Source organism: Pseudomonas paraeruginosa PA7, assembly GCF_000017205.1.
Taxonomy (GTDB): Bacteria; Pseudomonadota; Gammaproteobacteria; order Pseudomonadales; family Pseudomonadaceae; genus Pseudomonas; species Pseudomonas paraeruginosa.
In genome coordinates this window covers 4,130,983-4,148,956 of record NC_009656.1, presented here as the reverse complement: position 1 = coordinate 4,148,956, position 17,974 = coordinate 4,130,983, and the positions used below count along the sequence as shown (strand labels likewise).

The window sequence follows — 17,974 nt, the reverse complement described above, 5'->3', positions numbered from 1 at the left end:
TTCGGGCTACTTGAGCAACTGCTCGGGCGTCTCCTGCCGCCGATAGGGAAACACGTCGATCACCTTGCCCTCGCGGATCTGCTGCTGGAGGCCCTGCCAGTATTTGGCGTCGTAGAGGTTGCCGTGCAGCTTGGCGAACAGCCGGCGCTGGTCGAGGTCGACGAACAGGAAGCGCGGGAATTCCTCCGGGAACACGTCGTTGGGCCCCACCGAATACCAGGGCTCGGACGACATCTCGTCCTCGGGGAAGCGCGGCTCGGGGATGTAGCGGAAGTTCACCTCGGTGAGGTAGCAGATCTCGTCGTAGTCGTAGAACACCACCCGGCCGTGGCGGGTCACGCCGAAGTTCTTCAGCAGCATGTCGCCGGGGAAGATGTTCGCCGCCGCCAGTTGCTTGATCGCCAGCCCGTAGTCGTTCAGCGCCTCGCGGGTCTGCGCCTCGCTGGCGTTCTCCAGGTAGATGTTCAGCGGGGTCATGCGCCGCTCGGTCCAGCAGTGGCGGATCAGCACCACGTCGCCTTCCACCACCACCGTCGACGGCGCCACTTCCAGCAGCTCGGCCAGGCATTCCGGCTCGAACTTGCTCACCGGGAAGCGGAAGTCGGCGAACTGCTGGGTGTCGGCCAGGCGCCCGACCCGGTCGTGGTTCTTCACCAACTGGTACTTCTGGATCACCGTGGCGTGGTCGACGCTCTTCGACGGGTTGAAGCGGTCCTTGATGATCTTGAACACCGTGTTGAAGCCGGGCAGGGTGAACACGCTCATCACCATCCCGCGTACCCCGGGGGCCATGACGAAGCGGTCGTCGGTGGTCGCCAGGTGGTTGATCAGCGCGCGGTAGAACTCGCTCTTGCCCTGCTTGTAGAAGCCGATCGAGGTGTACAGCTCGGCCAGGTGCTTGCCCGGCAGCAGGCGCTTGAGGAAGGCCACCAGCTCGGCCGGCACCGGCACGTCGACCATGAAGTAGGAGCGGGTGAAGGAGAAGATGATCGAGACTTCCGCCTCGTCGGTGATCACCGTGTCGAACTGGATGCCGTGGCCCTCGCGGTGCAGCAGCGGGAACACCAGCGGCCACTGTTCGTCCGGGGTGAACAGGCGGCCCACCAGGTAGGCGCCCTTATTGCGGTAGAACACCGAGCCGATCAGCTCGATGGCCAGGTCCGGGTCCTTGCACACCCAATCCGGCAGGTTGCTGTGCAGCAGCGCGTCGATCCGTTCGAGGTCGCGCTCGCGGTCGTCGTAGGGCACGTCGAAGCGGTAGTCGTCGAAGATCTTCTCCAGCGCCTGGCGCAGGTCGCCGCCCGGCCGGTAGGTGCGGGTGTAGGGCGCGCGGGCGTGGGCGCGCAGCGAGGGCCGGGTGGTGTGCACGAACATCGTGCCGTCGCTGATGTTGTCGTGGCTGAACAGCCCGCAGAAGATCGAGTTGAACCAGGTCTCGGCCAGCTCGTCGTCCAGCCGCAGGTCGATCTGCGCGATGTAGGCGCTCTTGATGATCGGCCAGCGCTCCACGTCCAGCAGCTCGCTGTCGGCCAGCCCCGCGCGCAGCCCGGCCACCGTTTCGGCGACCTTTTCCTCGTAGAGGTTGATCCGCTGCGCCGAGGCGCGCTGCGCTTCCTGCCATTGCGCCTGCTCGAAGCGGGCCCGGGCGCCGTCGGTGATCTCGCGGAACTGCTCTCGGTAAGCGTCGAAACCGCGCAGGATGAGGGCGGCGATTTCGCTGGCTGGGGCACTCTGGACCATGCTGGCGTCCTTTCGTGGTTCGAACGCCGAGCTTAGCCAGAGCCGCGCGACAGGGAAAGCGCGATCTCCGACCGGCTGGTCGGGCCCGGCGCAGACGCTTATGCTGGACGGCCAGACAGCCAGGGACGACCGCAATGACCGCCGAATCGCCGACGATCCGCCTCGAACGCTACAGCGAACGCCACGTGGAAGGCCTCACCGCCCTGTACAACGACCCCGCCGTGGCCCGCCAGGTCCTGCAGATGCCCTACCAGTCGGTGGAGCAGCGCCGCAGGCAGTTGCAGGGCAGCGCGGACGACGACCGCCTGCTGATCCTCGTCGCCCTGCACCAGGGCGACGTCATCGGCAGCGCCAGCCTCGAACGGCACCCGCGCATCCGCCGCAGCCACAGCGGCAGCATCGGCATGGGCGTCGCCGTCGCCTGGCAGGGCAAGGGCGTCGGCAGCCGCCTGCTCGGCGAACTGCTGGACATCGCCGACAACTGGATGAACCTGCGCCGCCTCGAACTCACCGTCTACACCGACAATGCCCCGGCGCTGGCGCTGTATCGCAGGTTCGGCTTCGAGACGGAGGGGGAGATGCGCGACTACGCGGTGCGGGATGGGCGCTTCGTGGATGTGTACAGCATGGCGCGGTTGCGGCGGGTCGAGGGCAGGGTGGCGGAGTGAAGAGGCGAGGCACGTCGAGGAATGGCTTTCGGCCGGGTGCGGTCCGTTTGCCCATGCAGTGAATCGGTTGCCGCGTCCGCTGCCACCGGCCCTGTGCGACCACGCCAGTCGCGGCGCCTGCCGTTCCTCGGCTTGCGACCATGGCCCGCGGGCGTCGCAGGGCGAACCCCGGTCGCCAGGTGCCGCGCTGGCTACAGGAACGTGACGCCGCGCAGCCGGGCGGGCGGGAACGGTCGCCAGGCGGATCGCCCTGGCGACCCCGGCCCTTTCGGAAACGTCCTATATCGGTTGTTACGGGCGGAAACATATAAAGCCGGCCTGCCCATGAGGAATGCCTTCATGGATAAAAGGCGGAGGGCGGGAGTCCGCTTTCGCTCGCTGTCGCCACACGCAACAAGGAAGCCCGATGGCCAGGAACAACAAGGCGCTGTCGCTGATGCTCGCCATTCTGCTTGGTGTGTCAGCTCAATCCCACGCTGAATTCAGAGGCTGCGAGGCCAAGAAGGCCAGGATCCGCCAGCAGATCGACTATGCCCGGATGCACGACAATACGCACCGTGAAGCCGGATTGCGAATCGCCTTGCAGAGGATCGAGGCGCACTGCACCGATGCCTCGTTGCTTCGAAAACATGAAGAGAATATTCGCAAGAAAGAACAGGAAGTCGAGGAAAGGCGGGAGGAACTGCTGGAGGCCCAGGCCAGCGGCAAGGAAGACAAGATCCGTAGCAAAGCCCGCAAGCTGAGGAAGGCCCAGCGAGAGTTGGCCGAGGCGAGAAGCGAGCTGCAGGGGTAGGAGAGAACAGCGAGAGCCGGACGCTTCCCCTTTCGCTTCAACTGGCGGCACATGGTCTCCCCGTGGCCGGACGCCGCCTGCCCTCGATCGCATGGTGTGCCTCGCAGCAGGCGCCTGGACAGGCGTGGCAGCCCGCGCCGGGAGCGGTGCCCCGGAAATGACCAGAATCTCCGCCAGCCAGCCACCGGACCGCTGCCTTCGCTAGCGCTGGCGGATCTCCAGTTGCAGGTCGAAGCGCTGCAACAGACGCTCGATCTCCGCGCGCCGGGGTTCCTCCAGGCGTTGTCCGCTGCCGATCGTCACGCGCCTGGCGGCGGGGTCGTCGCAGCTCACCGTGATTGCGCCGAGGCGCTCCGCCAGCAATTCGCCGACCCGCTGTTCAACCGCGCGCTGGCGCAGGCGGAAGCGCGCGATCTTGCCGAACGGGGTCAGCGGCAGTTCGTCGAGAACGAAGACCTGGCGGGGACGCGCCGGCGGTTCGGCGATGCGTTGCGCGACGAAGGTGGCGATCTCACCGGGCATGACCTGCGCGCCTGCGCGCGCCACCACGAACAGCACCGGGACCTCGCCGGCATAGTCGTCGGGCATCGCCACCGCAGCGGCCTGGGCCACGTCCGGATGCTGGTGGGCGGTCTCCTCGATGAGCAGGGGATCGATGTTGTGCCCGCTGCGGATGATCACATCCTTGCTGCGACCGACGATCCGTAGCTCGCCGTCGGCCGAGACCTCGCCGAGGTCGCCGGAGGCGAGCCAGCCGCCGCGCGGATCGTCGACCACGCCCTGGGCGGTCAGGTAGCCATGGAAGACGTTCGGCCCGCGCACGAGGATTTCGCCCTTCGCCCCCGGCCGGTACACGCCGGGCTCGCCGAGGGCGATCTCGACCCCTGGCACGGGCACCCCGGCCGCGTGGGCCGCAGGCTGGCCGCTGGTGAGCTGGGCGCTGGCGATGCCGCTCGACTCGGTCATGCCGTAGAGCTGGTAGATAGGCTTGCCGGTGCGGGCCCGCAGGTGCCGGGCGAGTTCCTCGGGCAGCGGCGAGCCGCCGGTCATCAGCGCCCGCAGCTGGCTGAGGTCGGCATCCGCGAGCGGGCTGTCGCGGATCGCGGCGAGCGAGGTCGGCACGGCCGCCAGCAGGGTGATCCGGTAGCGCGCGACGATCTGCCAGACCTGCCGGACCACGGCCGGGTTGCGCATTCCCAGCGCGGTCGGGAAGACCAGGGTGGCGCCCACCGCCAGCGCGGCCAGCAGGGCGTCGATGGCGCCGCCGACGTGGAACAGTGGCAAGCCGCTGAGCAGCCGCTCCTCGGGCCGGATGCCGAGGCCGGCGCCGGCCATGAGCGCCGCGCTGGCCATGTTGCGCAGCGACAGGCGCGCCAGGCGCGGCTGCCCGGTGCTGCCGCCGGTGTGGACCAGCGCGCCGAGGCGCTCGGGCGCGTCGGGCGCGTCCACGCCGCTGGCGGAACGAGCGATGAAGGCGTTCCAGCACAGCGCGCCGGGCGTCGCTCCGGCCAGTGGCACCTCGACCAGCAGCGGCGGCCCGGCCATCGCGGCGAGCGCCTGGCCGACCCGCTCCCGTACGTCCAGCGCCGGATGCGGGCCCAGGCAGACGACGACGCGGCAGCGCGCCAGCTCCAGTTGCGTGCGGATCGCCTCCGCCGAGAGCAGCAGGTTGACCGGGAAGGCGACGGCCACGGCGCTGGCGGCGAGAAGGGCGACCACCGCCTGGGGAACGAAGGGCAGCAGGATGGCCACCGCTTCCTCCTGGCGGACGCCGGTCGCCCGCAGCGCCGCCGCGAAGCGCTGCACGTCCAGCAGCAACTGGCGGTAGCTGAGCGCCTGCGGGGCACCGGCGAGGTCGTCGGGGAGGCATTCCAGGGCGGTTCGCTGCGGTACCTCTCGCACCGTCGCGGCGAGCAGGTCGAAGGGGCTGGGGGTGGCGGCCAGGCGCCGGTGCAACTCGGCGTTGCGTGGGACGGCGGTCGACATCGGGCATCTCCGGGTGGCTGCGCGCGGCATGCGCGCGCGGTACGGAAGTGGACTACGGCTTCAGCCGTGCCTCCAGGTCGCGGATCAGCTCGCGAGCCTCTTCCCGCTCGGGGATCGGCCGGCCGCTGTCGCGCCATTCCACCGCCGCCTTGAAGCCCTCGGCCTGGGCGTAGCGGCGGAACCAGACACCCTCGGGGTTGTGCCGGGTGATGCCGTCGAACAGGGTGGCCAGGCTTTGCGTCTGCTCCAGGCCCATGTTCAGCATCACCTGGTTGACCACCATCTTGTGCATCGCCAGGTGCGACCTGGGCACCCCGGCGATGCGCTCGGCGAGCTTCAGGGTCGCCGCCTCCAGCTCCTCCGCCGGCACCGCCAGGTTGGCCAGGCCCCAGGCCGCGGCGGTGGCGCCGTCGAGGACGTCGCCGGTGAACATCAGTTGCTTGGCGCGGGCGAAGCCGAGGCGGAAGGTCCACATCGCGGTGGTCGGACAGCCCCAGACGCGCGTCGGCATGTAGCCGATCCGCGCATCCTCGGCCATCACCAGCAGGTCGCAGCTCAGCGCGATGTCGCTGCCGCCGGCCACGGCGTGGCCGTGCACCTTGGCGATGGTCGGCTTGCTGCAGCGCCAGAGGCTCATGAAGTCCTCGGTGTTCCGTTTCATGCAGGCGTAGTCGAGCATCGGGTCCCAGGGGCTGCTTTCCTGCTGGCAGGGGTGTTCCAGCATCCGTTCGGCCGAGGCCGCCAGGTCGTAGCCACCGCAGAAGCCCTTGCCGGCGCCTTCCACGACGATCACGTGGACCTCGTCGTGGGCCTCCGCCCACTCCACCGCGGCGCGGATGTCGCGTGGCGTCTGGTCGGTGATGGCGTTCAGGCGCTCCGGGCGGTTCAGCAGCAGCCGCGCGATGCGCGGGGACTGCGGATCCAGTTCGATCTTGACGGTGGCGAAGGTCGGCATCTCGGTCTCCAGGGAGTAGGATCTCGGTTGTTCGGGACAGCACAGTCAGGGTTGACTGTATGAATGCCCGAGCGGACAGTCAATCCTGACTGTTTCCATCATTCGTCGAGTGAATAGCCCGTCATGCCAGCAGCAAGCAGTCCCTCGCCCGCCAGTAAAGTCCCCACCCGCCAACGCCTTCTCGATGCGGCCGTGTCGTCGCTGATCGAACTGGGCGCGAGCCGGACCACCACCCTCGAAGTGCAGCGCCGCTCGGGCGCCAGCCGTGGCGCGCTGCTCCATCACTTCCCGACCCATGCGGCGCTGCTCTCGGCCACCATCGAGGAGCTGGTGCGGCGCAACGACGAAGCGGTGCGCCAGGCCGAGTCGACCATGGCCGGGGTCAGCGACCCGGTCGAGCGCGCGATACGCATTCTCGCGGCGATGAGCCTGCGTCCGGCCTTTCTCGCCGAGCTGGAGCTGTGGGGCGCCTCGCGCACCGACGCCGACCTGCAGGCCGCGGTCAGGGACGCCGAGCGGCAGGCCTGGGTCGAGCGCGAACGGGTGGTCGACAGCCTGTTCGCGGCGGTCCGGGAAACGCCCAACTACGACGCGGTGAAGTCGCTGAGCATCCGTTTCCTGCGCGGCATGGCGCTGTCGAGCGTGCTGCTGGGCAATCCGGAACATAACGAGACCCTCATCGCCCAGTGGCTCTGGGCGGTGCGCATTCTCCTGCGGGCCCCCGGACCTGGAGGCGATGGGCGGGACGCTTGAAGGGAGGTCGCGGCTTGCCCGGCCTTGCCCCGTTCTCGATCGCCTCGCTTCCGGCACAGGCGAGGAAGATGCAACGTTGGCGAAGGAAGGTGAGAGGCCCATTGCGCGCCGGGGGGCGCTCGACGCCATGCTGAGGCTGGCGCCGCGCCTGCCCGGGCCGGAGGCGCCCTGATCCTGGCTGGCGGCGTCGGACCCTGGGCTGGTTGTCCTTGACCGGGCTTGCCGCGTTCAGCCGTCGTAGCTCCGGCAGCCCCAGCGGAACGCGCGCGTCGCCGCCTCGATGCCGCGGCCGATCACCAGGCGCGGCGGGCGTTGGTCGAGGCCGGGGCGCAGTGGAAGGGGCCGGCTGTAGAGCACCTCCAGTTCACCGAAGCCATCCGCGGCGGCGTGTTCGCCGGGGTGGGGCGCCGCACCCTGGCGGCGGGCGAAGTCTTCGAGGTCGCCTTCGGCATAGGCCATCACCAGCACGCCGTTGCCACCGCGCACGCGCACCGCGTTCACCAGGCTGCCGTCGATGCGCGGCGGCCTGGCGAAGCGGTAGAGCAGGTCGAGGGGCCCGCCGGGCACGCGGTCCTGTATCTCGACGCCATTGGCGCGCAGGTAGCCGGCTATCGCCGGGTCACGGCCGTCGGGGAAGGCGCCGCGGCAGCGCAGGGCGTCGGCGAACAGCGTGGCGGGGTCCGCCGGCGTGGCGGGGCGGGGCGTGGCACAGGCCGCCGGCAGGAGGAGGGCCAGGCAGGCGGCGAGACGGAACAGGGGCTGGGGGTTCATCGGGGCCTTCCGTTGGCGGGCAATGCGTGGGGGCGAAGGGCTGGCCCGGGACGCTCCGCCATCCGGGCGGGAGGCGATCAGAGCAGGATGGGCAGCGTGTCCTTCGCCGCGCCTTCCTCCCTCAGGCGGGCCCTGGCCCTGGCGGTCGCGCGTACGGCATCCAGGTCGCAGCCGCGAGGAATATAGACTGGATCGAAGCCTTCGAGCACCAGGTAGGTGGTGGCGTGGCCATGTGCGTTCAGGAAGGCGTGGAAGGCCTGGTCGGCCGGGCGCAGGAAAGCGTCGCACCAGTACGGCAGGCGCCGCGCGAACAGCGTCTTGGCGAGTTCCAGATGTTCTTCGAACGATTCGTCCATGGCGATACCTTTTTCCTGGGGTTTGAACTTCATTCTTCACTGCGTCCGTTGCCCGGGCGATCCCCTTCATAATGGCGGGCCAGCGGAAACGCCGGCAGCCAGCTCTCGCGGCGGATAGTCCAGAGTTCATAGGTGGGGCGCAACCGGTCGGGGGCGTCGAGGGCGCCGAGGCTGACCTCGATCTCGTCGGCGCTGCGCGAGAACACCGACGAGCCGCAGTGCGGACAGAAGCAGCGCCCGGCGTAGTCGCGGCTTTCGCCCTCGATGCGCACCGCGTCCTCGGGGAAGATCGCCGAGGCGTGGAACAGCGCGCCGTGGTGCTTGCGGCAGTCCAGGCAATGGCAGAGACCGACCCGGTAGGGCTGGCCGCTCGCCACCAGGCGGAGTTGGCCGCAGAGGCAGCCGCCGGTGTATCGGTCCATTTCGCAACTCCTCTGTGATCCAGTGGGCCGGCTCAGCCTCGGAAGGCCTTCTCGATCGCCGCGATATCGATCCTGCCCATCGTCATCATCGCCTCGAAGGCGCGCCTGGCCGCCGCGCGGTCCGGACTGGCGATGGCCTGGCTGAGCACGCGCGGGGTGATCTGCCAGGACAGGCCCCACTTGTCGCGACACCAACCGCAGGCGCTTGCCTCGCCGCCATTGTCGACGATGGCGTGCCACAGCCGGTCGGTCTCGGCCTGGTCGTCGGTGGCGACCTGGAAGGAGAACGCCTCGCTGTGGCGGAACGCCGGCCCGCCGTTGAGACCGAGGCAGGGAATGCCCATCACGCGGAACTCCACCGTCAGCACGTCGCCTTCCTTGCCGGAAGGGTAGTCGCCGGGGGCGCGGTGGATGGCCAGCACGGCGCTGTCCGGGAAGGTCTCGGCGTAGAAGGTCGCGGCCTCCAGTGCGGCGTTGTCGTACCAGAGGCAGATGGTGTTCTTGCTGGTCATGGGGCGGTCTCCACGGGCGGGGGGCGACCCAGGCAGTCTAGCCGCCCGGCGGCGGGCGGCCCGCGCAGGCGCCGAACGGGCGGGCGCGCCGCGCGTGTCGATCTACGCTACCCTATGCCGCGTTTCGCCCGGCCTCGCCGGGTTTTCCTGGCCGCCTCGGGCGCGCCATCGACGCATGAAGGGACAACCCATGGAAGCGGTCTCCGCCTCGCAGCACCTGGCTGCACTGTTCGACTCCCACCAGATCGAGTACGTCGCGCACGGCGAATGGGTGGCACCCAACGGGCGGCTGCCGGCGATCCGCGCCACCTGGTACCCGGGGGAGAAGACCGGACGGCTGGATGTCGACGTGCTGCTGGAGGACGAGCGCCAGTTGCAGGAGGCCTTCGCCGGCATCGGTGGCGGCGAGGAGGGTTTGCAGGACGCGTTGCGCAATTTCTGCTCCAATTCCCTGCATGTCCTGCTCTCGGTGTTCTGGGGACATGCCGGGGAGGACCAGGTGCTGGTGGAAACCTGGGAGATCGGCGAGCGGCGTTTCGAGGCGCACATCGGCAACCTCGGCCTGCGCGGTGCCGAGGGCAAGGCGCCAGCGCTGCCGGCGGGGCTGTTCCCGGGCATCGAGCGGGCGATCCGCGCCGAGCCGCTGGACCCGCGCCTGCACTGGTTCCGGCATTTCTTCTGCGCCTTCGGCAACCAGCGCACGGTGGAAGCGCTGTTCGACAACCAGCCGTGGGAGGCCGGCATGCAGAGCCTGGCCGCTCTCGACTGGCGGGATTCGCAGGGTTACTACAGCGTGCGCAACTTCCTGATGCTCAAGCCGCTGGCATAGGCCGCCGCGTCGCGCAGCCCGCAAGGCGGAACCGGTCGCTGGCAGCGGAGCGGCGCTCTGCGCTACGCTCCGCAGCCGTCCGCGAACGCCATGCTCCAGCGCGGCGCTGGGGGTTTTCGCCAACGAATCATGGATGACCCGCATGCCGAACAGATTCCTTCCTTTCGCCCTGGCCGCCCTGGTCCTGGGCGGCTGCGCCCACAAGGAGGCGGGGGAACCCGCCCCGTCGTCGCCCCTCGCCGAGGACCAGAGCCGCATCGTCGGCATCTGGGCCATGCTGCCGCTGCGCAACGGCATCGCCAACGTCGCCGAGTACCGGGCGGACGGCAAGGTGCTGCTGCACCCCTTCAACTGCTCGAAGCTCGACGAACGTCGGGAGATCGAAACGTCCGACTACCGGGTGGCCGACGATGGCGGCTCCATCCATGTCAGGTCGCCCTTCGACGAGTTCGACCTGCGGGTTCTGGACTTCAAGCCCCAGGCGATGCGCCTGGGCATGCGCATCGCCAGCGCCGAGCTGACCTTCGATTACCTGAAGGTGGACAGGGTCGCCTCGCTGTGCGGGATGTACAACACGGACGCCGAGCGCGGCAGGCTGACGCCGTACCGCAGCGGCGACTTCCTCCCCGCGCCGGCGATTCCCCCGCATGTCGGCCTGGAGCGCTATATCGGCCGCTGGGCGAACGACGACGGCGTACAGCTCGAAGTGCTCCGCGACGCGGACGGCGGCGCCCGCCTGTACATGGCCGACAGCGATAACTGGCGGCACCTCTACAACGACGTGCGCTGGGTCGGCGACGAGCTGCATTTCCGCAGCTACGCCTACACGGAAAAGCCGGCGCTGTTCAGCCACCCCTACCACAAGACCAGCACTGCGACGATCCTGCGGCCCCTGGCCGACGGGACGATGCAGATGTCGTTCTTAATCGGCAAGCGGCGCCACGACTTCCAGGTGAGGCGTGCGCAGGACTGAAGCGCCGCGCGCTCAGCCGAGCAGGGCGGCCACCCGCTCGGCCGTGGCCCTGGCCGACTGCGGGTTCTGCCCGGTGACCAGTCGGCCGTCGACCACCACCTTGCTGGTGAACGGCAGCAGGCTCCTTTCGTATAGCGCGCCGCGCCGTTTCATTTCTTCCTCGACGTTGTACGGCACCTTGCGGGCGACCCCGGCGAGCACCTCCTCGATCCAGGAATAGCCGGTGAGGCGGCGCCCGGCGACCAGCAGGCGGCCATCGTCCAGGCGTGTGTTGAGCAGGCCGCAATAGCCATGGCAGACCGACGAGACGATGCCGCCGCGCTGGTAGATCTCGCGGGTCAGGCGCTGCAGCCCGGCGGCGTCGGGGAAGTCCCACATCACGCCGTGGCCACCGGTGAAATAGATGGCGTCGAAGGCCTCCGCGTCGACCTGTTCGGGAGCGGCGGTGTCGGCCAGTAGCGCCAGTAGCGCCTCGTCGGCCAGCCAGGCCTTGGCGCTGGCATCGGCGTGGGGCCAGCCGAGGGCGCGTGGCTCCAGTGGCGACTCGCCGCCGCGGGGGCTGACCAGGCGTTGCTGGTAGCCCCGGGCGGCGAAGATCTCGTAGGCATGGGTCAACTCCGACAGCCACAGCCCGGTGGGCTGGGTCGGATCGGCATAGTGGGCGACGTTGGTGACGACGTGCAGGATGCGCTTGGTCATTGCGTTGACCTTCCTCGGTGAGTGATCCCGCCGGCGCCGGTTTCGGCATGCCGTCCGGGCGGGTTGGCGTCACTCTAGGGTTGAAGTCAGCTTCAAGGTCAAGTGAAAGCCGCTGCTCCGCCGGCGCGGGAGAGGGCGCCGGGTTTACCGTGCAGGCCCGGCGTTCTGTAAGCGGCTTTCCTCGCGCAGACGCTCCAGCACGCGCTGGGTGTTCTCCGTACACTGCAGGCCTTCCGGCTTGTTCTCGATGCTCTCGATGGCCAGCAGCAATTGCGCCTTGTTCTGTTCCAGGCGTCGTTGCAGGGCCTCGATCTCGGCCACCTTGCGGCGCAAGCCTTCGAGCAGCTCGCCGTGCTGCCAGGCGCCGTCGCCGCTCGGCAGCAGGCGAGCGATCTCCTCCAGGGAGAAGCCGGCGGCCTGGGCGCCGGTGACCAGCTTCAGGATCCACACGGTGTCCGCCGTGTAGTCGCGGTAGCCGTTGGCCCTGCGCTGCGAGCGGATCAGCCCGCTGGCCTCGTAGAAGCGGATGCGCGAAGTCGCCAGGCCGGTGAGTTTCGCCAGTTCGCCGATTTTCATGTCGCACCTCGAAATGCGTTGACCTTCAAGCCTACTTCAAGCCTAGGGTCGTTTCACCGCCGGGCGACGAACACGACAGGCTGGTCGCCGGCGCGCTACCGTCGGTCGCGTTTTCCTCGTCGAGGCGGCGCGCCGGCGGCGGCTTTCTACTCTACACGGGGTGCCCGCCGACGTTGTCGCGCGGGTGCCTGCATCCACACCAGAGCGGGAGAAGCGACATGGGTTATGTGACAACGAAGGATGGCGTCGAGATCTTCTACAAGGACTGGGGGCCGCGCGACGCCCAGGTGATCTGTTTCCATCATGGCTGGCCGCTGAGCGCCGACGACTGGGATGCGCAGATGCTGTTCTTCCTCGCCGAAGGTTTCCGCGTGGTCGCCCACGACCGCCGTGGCCACGGACGCTCCAGCCAGGTCTGGGATGGTCACGACATGGATCACTACGCCGACGACGTGGCGGCGGTGGTCGAGCACCTCGGGGTGCGCGGCGCGATCCACGTCGGCCATTCCACCGGCGGCGGCGAGGTGGTCCACTACATCGCCCGCTATCCCGACGACCCGGTGCCGAAGGCGGCGATCATCAGCGCCGTGCCGCCGCTGATGGTGAAGACCGAGGGCAACCCCGGCGGCCTGCCGAAGAGCGTCTTCGACGACCTGCAGGCGCAGCTGGCGGCGAACCGCGCGCAGTTCTACCAGGACATTCCCGCCGGCCCGTTCTACGGCTACAACCGACCTGGGGCGAAGCCCTCGGAAGGGATCATCCGCAACTGGTGGCGGCAGGGCATGATGGGCGGCGCCAAGGCCCACTACGACGGGATCGTGGCCTTTTCCCAGACCGATTTCAGCGAAGACCTCAAGCGCATCGACATCCCGGTGCTGGTGATGCACGGCGACGACGACCAGATCGTGCCCTACGAGAACTCCGGCGTACGCTCGGCGAAGCTGCTGCGCAACGGCACGCTGAAGACCTATCCGGGCTACCCGCACGGGATGCCGACCACCCAGGCCGAGGTGATCAACGCCGACCTGCTGGCGTTCATCCGCGGTTGAGCGTGACGGCCGCCGGGCAGGCATGCCCGGCGGCCACTACCGAACCGGTGGATGGGAAAAAAGCATTGACCTTGAAGTTCACTTCAATCTTATCGTCGGGCCACTGTCCTTACGAGGTAGCCCCATGAACCTGTTCGACCCCCTCTCGCTCCCCAACGGTTCGACCCTCCCCAACCGCATTGCCAAGGCCGCCATGGAAGAGAACATGGCGGACGCCGGGCAGGCGCCCTCCGAGGCGCTGATGCGTCTCTACCAGGCCTGGGCCGATGGCGGCGCCGGGTTGCTGATCAGCGGCAACGTGATGATCGACAGCCGCGCCATGACCGGCCCTGGCGGGGTGGTCCTGGAAGACGATGCGCAACTGGAGAAATTCCGCCGCTGGGCGCGTATCGGCCGTTCCGCCGGCGCGCAGTTCTGGTTGCAGATCAACCATCCGGGCCGGCAGATGCAGGCCAACCTCGGCCAGCAGGCCTGGGCACCCTCGGCGGTGCCGCTGGAGCTGGGCGGGCTGTCGAAGCACTTCGCCACGCCGCGGGCGATGGACGAGGCGATGATCGCCGAGGTCATCCGGCGATTCGTCCGCAGCGCCGCGCTGGCCGAACGGGCCGGCTTCAGCGGGGTGCAGATCCACGCCGCCCACGGCTACCTGCTCAGCCAGTTCCTCTCGCCGCTGAGCAACCGTCGCGAGGATGCCTGGGGCGGTTCCCTGGAGAACCGCGCACGCCTGCTGCTGGAGATCGTCCGGGCGGTGCGCGCCGAGGTTTCCCCCGCTTTCGCGGTGGCGGTGAAGCTGAATTCCGCCGACTTCCAGCGTGGCGGCTTCAGCGCCGACGATGCCCGCGAGGTGGTACGGATGCTCGATGGCCTGGGCGTCGACCTGGTCGAGCTGTCGGGCGGCAGCTACGAGGCACCGGCCATGCATGGCGAGGCGCGCGATGGACGGACCCTGGCCCGCGAGGCCTACTTCGTCGAGTTCGCCCGCGACATCCGCACGGTGGCGCGGATGCCGGTGATGGTCACGGGAGGCATTCGCCGACGGCCGGTGGCCGAGCAGGTGCTGGCCAGCGGGGTGGACATGGTCGGCATCGGCACGGCGCTGGCCCTCGAGCCGGGCCTGCCGCGCGACTGGCGCGCCGGCAGGGACCCGGCGCCGCAGCTGCGGCCGATAACCTGGAAGAACAAACCCCTGGCCTCGCTGGCGAACATGGCGGCGGTGAAGTTTCAGTTGCGCAAGCTGAGCCGGGGCAGGGCGACCAACCCACGGGTGTCGCCTTTGTGCGCGCTGTTCGCGCAGCAGACCGGCGCGTTCCTGCAGACCCGTCGCTACCGGCGGCTCATGCGTTCGCGCGCCGAAGCCTGAGCGCTGTCCGCGCCTCAGGCGCCGTTGCGGTCGAGTTCGGCCAGCTTGCCCGGCATGCCGAACCAGGCGTCGTGGTCGTCGGGCGCCGGCTTCTTGCGGGTGATCCGCGTCCAGTTGGGATGCGCGGCGAGTTCGCCGTTGAGGCCGATGAACTGCCGTTGCCCGAGCGGCACCTCGTCCTCGGCGCGGATCGCGGCGACCGGGCATTCCGGCTCGCAGAGCGCGCAGTCGATGCACTCCTCGGGGTGGATGACGAGGAAGTTCGGGCCTTCGTAGAAGCAGTCCACAGGACAGACTTCCACGCAGTCGGTGTGCTTGCAGCGGATGCATTCTTCCAGCACGACGAAGGTCATGATCGTCTCTCCCGGCTCAGGCGTCGGCCGGCGCGGCCGGCGCCAACCGCTCCAGGCGCGCCGGCACGTACTTGTGCCAGGGCGTGCCGGCGAGGAAGTCGCGCTGGCTGCAGTCGGTCACCTCGTTGGGCGCCACGCCCCGGCGCACTACCTCGCCGTTGGCGTTGCGGTATTCCAGGCCCTGGCCGTTGGGCAGGGAGACATTGCCCGGCTGCATCATGTCGCTGATCTCCACTTCCGCCTCGACGCCGCCGCGACGGGTCACCACGCGCAGCACCTCGCCGTCGGCGCAGCCCAGCGCCTCGGCGTCCTGCGGGCTGATGCGCAGGGTGCCGTAGCGCCCGCGGCGGTGCCAGCCGGTGTCGCGCACGGCGGTATTGCTGGTGTCGCTGCGCCGCTCGCCGGCGGCGAGGATGAAGGGGGAGGCCGGGTCGTGGGACGGCGCGCTGTGGGCGAGCCTGGCCAGTTCCGGCAACAGTTCGGGGATGTGCAGGTTGATCCGCTGCTCGGGACGGGCCACGGCCTGCCAGCTTTCGGCGTGGTTGGTTTCGGCGAAGACCACCCCGGACGGGTTGCCGAGCATGGCCTGGAACAGGCGGTCGGCGGCCACCCGTCGAAGCCGGCGTGGGCAGCGGTCTTGCGGTTGTTCAGCACGTGCAGCTGGCCGTTCGCTCAGCCGGCCTTGCGGAAGACGAACGTCAGGCCGACCACGATCAGCCCCATGCCCAGCAGGCTGAGCCAGCCGAGGCGGTTGCCGAAGACCAGCAGGTCCATGATCGCGGTCACCGCCGGCACCAGGTAGAACAGGCTGGTGACGTTGACCAGGTTGCCCTGGGCGATCAACCGGTAGAGCAGCAGGGTCGCGCCCACCGACACCACCACGCCCATCCACAGCGCGGGGACCAGGAAGCCGGCGTTCCATTCGAACTCGAACGGCTGGAAGGGCACGAACGCCAGGCACAGGCCGAGGCCGGCGAGGTACTGCAGGGGCAGGGTGCCCAGCGGGTTCTCGCGGATGCCCTTCTGCATGATCGAGCCGCCGGTTACGCCAGCCAGCGCCAGCAGCGCGCAGAGGATACCGGCGGTGGACATCCCGGCCAGGCCGATGCCCTGGTAGACCACCAGCACCAGGCCGGCCAGGCCCAGCAGCAGGCCGAACAGGCGCGCCGGCGACTGCCGGCGTTCGAGGATGACGGCGGTGAGGATCGGTTGCACGCCGAGGATGGTCGCCATCATGCCGGGAGTGACCTGCAGCTTCAGCGAGAAGATATAGAAGATCGGATAGATCCCCAGCATCACCAGGCCGGTGAGCAGGGCCTTGCCGCGCTCACGCGCGCTGCGCGGCGCGCGCAGCCTGAGTAGCGGGGCGAGCGGCAGCAGGCAGGCCAGGGCGATGCCGAAGCGGAACACCAGGAAGGCGAACGGCGAGGCATGCGCCAGGCCCCATTTCGAGGCGATCGCGCCGCTGCTCCAGAGCAGGACGAAGAGGCTGGTGCTGGCCAGGCCGGCCAGCGCGGATTTGTTCAGTGCAAGCATGGATCTGCCACCTTGTAGTCGGGCATGCCGCGGGCTCGGGCCGGCGGCGGACGGCACGCGTCGGCAGCGAATGGTGCTGCCGCGGCGGGCTGTGGAAGAGGGTTGGGGCGCTACCGCGCTCGTCAGGGGCTGACGCCCGGCGGCGGGCAGGCGGCCGAACCGGGAGGTGGAGGCGGAGTCGAGGCGACTACAGGAGGGGAAACGCAGCCCAGGCTGGCGCACGGCTGGAGCGCGCCGACCTCGCCGGTGGCTACCGGAAGGGCGGGGAGCGAGCTGTGCGAGCGCTGGTTCATGGAGGCTATCCGGTCGATGAAGACAACGAGAGGGACTATAGCGGGCCGTCCGGGATTTGACGAGCCTGTGGGCGAGCCTTGCGCTAAAACGCCAGCCCGGCGACAAACCGGGCCGGCGCCGGGCTTCACTTGCCGGTCTTCACCGTGTTCCAGGTACGCGTGCGCACGCGGTCGATCTTCTGCGGCATGGATTCCAGGGCGAACAGCTTGGCCATCTTCTCCTGCGGCGGGTAGATCGCCGGGTCGGCCTTGATCTGCGCGTCCACCAGCGGGTCGGCGGCCAGGTTGCCGTTGGCGTAGTGCACGTGGTTGCTGATCGCCGCCATCACCTCGGGACGCAGCAGGTAGTTCATGAAGGCGTAGCCGGCCTTCTCGTCGGGCGCGTCGATTGGCATCGAGACCATGTCGAACCACAGCGGCGAGCCTTCCTTCGGCGTCGAGTAGCGCACTTCCACGCCGTTGTTGGCCTCCTTGGCGCGGGTCGCGGCCTGCAGGATGTCGCCGGAGAAACCGACCACCATGCAGATCTCGCCGTTGGCCAGGTCGCTGACGTACTTCGAGGAGTGGAAGTAGCGGATGTACGGGCGCACCTTCAGCAGCGCCGCCTGGGCCTGCTTGTAGTCGTCGGCCTTCTGGCTGTGGTGTGGCAGGCCGAGGTAGTTGAGGGTGATGGGCAGTAGCTCGGGGCCGTTGTCCAGCACCGCCACCCCGCACTTGCTCAGCTTCTGCATGTACTCGGGCTTGAAGAAGATGTCCCAGGAGTCCAGCGGCGCGTCGTCGCCGAGCACCGCCTTGATCTTCGCCGGGTTGTAGCCGATGCCGGTGGTGCCCCAGAGGTAGGGGAAGCCGTACTGGTTGCCCGGGTCGTTGACCTCCAGGGCCTTGAGCAGCACCGGGTTGAGGTTCTTCCAGTTGGGCAGCTGGCTCTTGTCGAGCTTCTTCAGGGCGCCGGCCTGGATCTGCTTGGCCATGAAGTGGTTCGACGGGAACACCACGTCGTAGCCGGACTGGCCGGTCATCAGCTTGCCGTCGAGGGTCTCGTTGCTGTCGTAGACGTCGTAGGTGGCCTGGACGCCGGTTTCCCTGGCGAAGTTCGCCACGGTCTCCGGGGCGATGTACTCGGACCAGTTGTAGATCTTCAGGGTGTCGGCGGCGAAGGCGGCGCCGTTGCCGCAAGCGAGGGCGAGGAGGGTGAGGGAGGCGATGCGGGTCTTCATTGTTGTAGGTGTCCTGTCGGCTGACGACAGCGCCGGCGACGGACTGGTTCGCCGCCGGCGCTCAGGGGGCGCCGGCAACGCTGGCCGGCACCCGGGTTTTATCCCGCGTTGCCGGAAGCGAGGAAAGGGGCGG

19 protein-coding genes and 1 pseudogene are annotated in these 17,974 nt (G+C 68.9%); 7 read left to right on the top strand and 13 right to left on the bottom strand.

What is annotated here, in order from left to right; translation table 11 throughout:
- Positions 1–6: 6 nt before the first annotated feature.
- Entirely contained in the window at positions 7–1,740 is a 1,734-nt protein-coding gene (gene aceK / locus PSPA7_RS19060; protein ID WP_012076516.1) for a bifunctional isocitrate dehydrogenase kinase/phosphatase, read from the bottom strand.
- Between the two features lie 134 nt (positions 1,741–1,874).
- Here aceK and PSPA7_RS19055 point away from each other — a divergent pair, with 134 nt between their 5' ends.
- Positions 1,875–2,408: a GNAT family N-acetyltransferase gene (locus PSPA7_RS19055; RefSeq protein WP_012076515.1), complete on the top strand. Its 534-nt coding sequence runs from the start codon at positions 1,875–1,877 to the stop codon at positions 2,406–2,408.
- Between the two features lie 406 nt (positions 2,409–2,814).
- Positions 2,815–3,201 (top strand): DUF1090 domain-containing protein, encoded by a 387-nt coding sequence (locus tag PSPA7_RS19050; protein ID WP_012076514.1) that lies wholly within the window; start codon positions 2,815–2,817, stop codon positions 3,199–3,201.
- 201 nt (positions 3,202–3,402) lie between these two features.
- Here PSPA7_RS19050 and PSPA7_RS19045 read toward each other — a convergent pair whose 3' ends face one another.
- Together PSPA7_RS19045 and PSPA7_RS19040 are read right to left on the bottom strand one after the other, a co-directional pair.
- Positions 3,403–5,187, bottom strand: coding sequence for an AMP-binding protein (locus PSPA7_RS19045; protein WP_012076513.1), 1,785 nt, complete (start codon positions 5,185–5,187; stop codon positions 3,403–3,405).
- A gap of 52 nt (positions 5,188–5,239) precedes the next feature.
- A complete protein-coding gene (locus PSPA7_RS19040; protein ID WP_012076512.1) occupies positions 5,240–6,142 on the bottom strand; it encodes a crotonase/enoyl-CoA hydratase family protein in 903 nt (300 codons plus the stop codon).
- Between the two features lie 123 nt (positions 6,143–6,265).
- Between PSPA7_RS19040 and PSPA7_RS19035 the strand changes: the two genes are divergently transcribed.
- Complete coding sequence (locus PSPA7_RS19035; protein WP_012076511.1) at positions 6,266–6,895, top strand: TetR/AcrR family transcriptional regulator; 630 nt, start codon at positions 6,266–6,268, stop codon at positions 6,893–6,895.
- A 228-nt stretch (positions 6,896–7,123) separates the two neighbouring features.
- Here the strand turns inward: PSPA7_RS19035 and PSPA7_RS19025 are convergent, their stop codons facing one another.
- The 4 genes from PSPA7_RS19025 to PSPA7_RS19010 form a co-directional block, all read right to left on the bottom strand.
- A complete protein-coding gene (locus PSPA7_RS19025; protein ID WP_012076510.1) occupies positions 7,124–7,666 on the bottom strand; it encodes a hypothetical protein in 543 nt (180 codons plus the stop codon).
- Positions 7,667–7,743: 77 nt separating this feature from the next.
- Positions 7,744–8,022 carry a hypothetical protein gene (locus tag PSPA7_RS19020; RefSeq protein WP_041025497.1) on the bottom strand — a complete coding sequence of 93 codons (279 nt, stop codon included), beginning with the start codon at positions 8,020–8,022 and terminating at the stop codon, positions 7,744–7,746.
- Between the two features lie 29 nt (positions 8,023–8,051).
- A complete protein-coding gene (locus tag PSPA7_RS19015; RefSeq protein WP_012076508.1) occupies positions 8,052–8,444 on the bottom strand; it encodes a GFA family protein in 393 nt (130 codons plus the stop codon).
- Positions 8,445–8,476: 32 nt separating this feature from the next.
- Positions 8,477–8,956 carry a VOC family protein gene (locus PSPA7_RS19010; protein ID WP_012076507.1) on the bottom strand — a complete coding sequence of 160 codons (480 nt, stop codon included), beginning with the start codon at positions 8,954–8,956 and terminating at the stop codon, positions 8,477–8,479.
- Positions 8,957–9,146: 190 nt separating this feature from the next.
- On the opposite strand from PSPA7_RS19010, the gene PSPA7_RS19005 reads away from it, so the two are divergent.
- Both PSPA7_RS19005 and PSPA7_RS19000 read left to right on the top strand, forming a co-directional pair.
- Positions 9,147–9,785, top strand: coding sequence for a DUF6348 family protein (locus tag PSPA7_RS19005; protein ID WP_012076506.1), 639 nt, complete (start codon positions 9,147–9,149; stop codon positions 9,783–9,785).
- A 142-nt stretch (positions 9,786–9,927) separates the two neighbouring features.
- Positions 9,928–10,758 carry a hypothetical protein gene (locus PSPA7_RS19000; RefSeq protein ID WP_041025496.1) on the top strand — a complete coding sequence of 277 codons (831 nt, stop codon included), beginning with the start codon at positions 9,928–9,930 and terminating at the stop codon, positions 10,756–10,758.
- 12 nt (positions 10,759–10,770) lie between these two features.
- Here the strand turns inward: PSPA7_RS19000 and PSPA7_RS18995 are convergent, their stop codons facing one another.
- On the bottom strand, positions 10,771–11,457 hold the full coding sequence (locus PSPA7_RS18995; protein ID WP_012076504.1) for a type 1 glutamine amidotransferase domain-containing protein: 687 nt from the start codon (positions 11,455–11,457) through the stop codon (positions 10,771–10,773).
- 144 nt (positions 11,458–11,601) lie between these two features.
- Complete coding sequence (locus tag PSPA7_RS18990) at positions 11,602–12,033, bottom strand: MerR family transcriptional regulator (protein WP_012076503.1); 432 nt, start codon at positions 12,031–12,033, stop codon at positions 11,602–11,604.
- Between the two features lie 218 nt (positions 12,034–12,251).
- On the opposite strand from PSPA7_RS18990, the gene PSPA7_RS18985 reads away from it, so the two are divergent.
- The gene (locus PSPA7_RS18985) at positions 12,252–13,082 is read left to right on the top strand and encodes an alpha/beta fold hydrolase (protein ID WP_012076502.1); all 831 of its coding nucleotides are present in this window, start codon (positions 12,252–12,254) and stop codon (positions 13,080–13,082) included.
- A 124-nt stretch (positions 13,083–13,206) separates the two neighbouring features.
- Entirely contained in the window at positions 13,207–14,442 is a 1,236-nt protein-coding gene (locus tag PSPA7_RS18980; protein ID WP_012076501.1) for an NADH:flavin oxidoreductase/NADH oxidase family protein, read from the top strand.
- 14 nt (positions 14,443–14,456) lie between these two features.
- On the opposite strand, the gene fdxA is transcribed toward PSPA7_RS18980, so the two are convergent.
- From fdxA to PSPA7_RS18960, 4 genes and pseudogenes are all read right to left on the bottom strand, one after another.
- On the bottom strand, positions 14,457–14,795 hold the full coding sequence (gene fdxA / locus PSPA7_RS18975; protein WP_012076500.1) for a ferredoxin FdxA: 339 nt from the start codon (positions 14,793–14,795) through the stop codon (positions 14,457–14,459).
- Positions 14,796–14,811: 16 nt separating this feature from the next.
- Positions 14,812–15,458, bottom strand: a pseudogene (locus PSPA7_RS18970) (molybdopterin dinucleotide binding domain-containing protein); the annotation flags it as partial.
- A gap of 9 nt (positions 15,459–15,467) precedes the next feature.
- Complete coding sequence (locus PSPA7_RS18965) at positions 15,468–16,331, bottom strand: DMT family transporter (RefSeq protein WP_012076498.1); 864 nt, start codon at positions 16,329–16,331, stop codon at positions 15,468–15,470.
- Between the two features lie 418 nt (positions 16,332–16,749).
- Positions 16,750–17,841 carry a polyamine ABC transporter substrate-binding protein gene (locus PSPA7_RS18960; protein WP_012076496.1) on the bottom strand — a complete coding sequence of 364 codons (1,092 nt, stop codon included), beginning with the start codon at positions 17,839–17,841 and terminating at the stop codon, positions 16,750–16,752.
- Positions 17,842–17,974: the final 133 nt, after the last annotated feature.

Excerpts from the sequence above, each read along its gene's own strand:
- aceK (WP_012076516.1), bottom strand. The coding sequence starts at position 1,740 with ATGGTCCAGAGTGCCCCAGCCAGCGAAATCGCCGCCCTCATCCTGCGC.
- PSPA7_RS19055 (WP_012076515.1), top strand. The coding sequence starts at position 1,875 with ATGACCGCCGAATCGCCGACGATCCGCCTCGAACGCTACAGCGAACGC.
- PSPA7_RS19050 (WP_012076514.1), top strand. The coding sequence starts at position 2,815 with ATGGCCAGGAACAACAAGGCGCTGTCGCTGATGCTCGCCATTCTGCTT.
- PSPA7_RS19045 (WP_012076513.1), bottom strand. The coding sequence starts at position 5,187 with ATGTCGACCGCCGTCCCACGCAACGCCGAGTTGCACCGGCGCCTGGCC.
- PSPA7_RS19040 (WP_012076512.1), bottom strand. The coding sequence starts at position 6,142 with ATGCCGACCTTCGCCACCGTCAAGATCGAACTGGATCCGCAGTCCCCG.
- PSPA7_RS19035 (WP_012076511.1), top strand. The coding sequence starts at position 6,266 with ATGCCAGCAGCAAGCAGTCCCTCGCCCGCCAGTAAAGTCCCCACCCGC.
- PSPA7_RS19025 (WP_012076510.1), bottom strand. The coding sequence starts at position 7,666 with ATGAACCCCCAGCCCCTGTTCCGTCTCGCCGCCTGCCTGGCCCTCCTC.
- PSPA7_RS19020 (WP_041025497.1), bottom strand. The coding sequence starts at position 8,022 with ATGGACGAATCGTTCGAAGAACATCTGGAACTCGCCAAGACGCTGTTC.
- PSPA7_RS19015 (WP_012076508.1), bottom strand. The coding sequence starts at position 8,444 with ATGGACCGATACACCGGCGGCTGCCTCTGCGGCCAACTCCGCCTGGTG.
- PSPA7_RS19010 (WP_012076507.1), bottom strand. The coding sequence starts at position 8,956 with ATGACCAGCAAGAACACCATCTGCCTCTGGTACGACAACGCCGCACTG.
- PSPA7_RS19005 (WP_012076506.1), top strand. The coding sequence starts at position 9,147 with ATGGAAGCGGTCTCCGCCTCGCAGCACCTGGCTGCACTGTTCGACTCC.
- PSPA7_RS19000 (WP_041025496.1), top strand. The coding sequence starts at position 9,928 with ATGCCGAACAGATTCCTTCCTTTCGCCCTGGCCGCCCTGGTCCTGGGC.
- PSPA7_RS18995 (WP_012076504.1), bottom strand. The coding sequence starts at position 11,457 with ATGACCAAGCGCATCCTGCACGTCGTCACCAACGTCGCCCACTATGCC.
- PSPA7_RS18990 (WP_012076503.1), bottom strand. The coding sequence starts at position 12,033 with ATGAAAATCGGCGAACTGGCGAAACTCACCGGCCTGGCGACTTCGCGC.
- PSPA7_RS18985 (WP_012076502.1), top strand. The coding sequence starts at position 12,252 with ATGGGTTATGTGACAACGAAGGATGGCGTCGAGATCTTCTACAAGGAC.
- PSPA7_RS18980 (WP_012076501.1), top strand. The coding sequence starts at position 13,207 with ATGAACCTGTTCGACCCCCTCTCGCTCCCCAACGGTTCGACCCTCCCC.
- fdxA (WP_012076500.1), bottom strand. The coding sequence starts at position 14,795 with ATGACCTTCGTCGTGCTGGAAGAATGCATCCGCTGCAAGCACACCGAC.
- PSPA7_RS18965 (WP_012076498.1), bottom strand. The coding sequence starts at position 16,331 with ATGCTTGCACTGAACAAATCCGCGCTGGCCGGCCTGGCCAGCACCAGC.
- PSPA7_RS18960 (WP_012076496.1), bottom strand. The coding sequence starts at position 17,841 with ATGAAGACCCGCATCGCCTCCCTCACCCTCCTCGCCCTCGCTTGCGGC.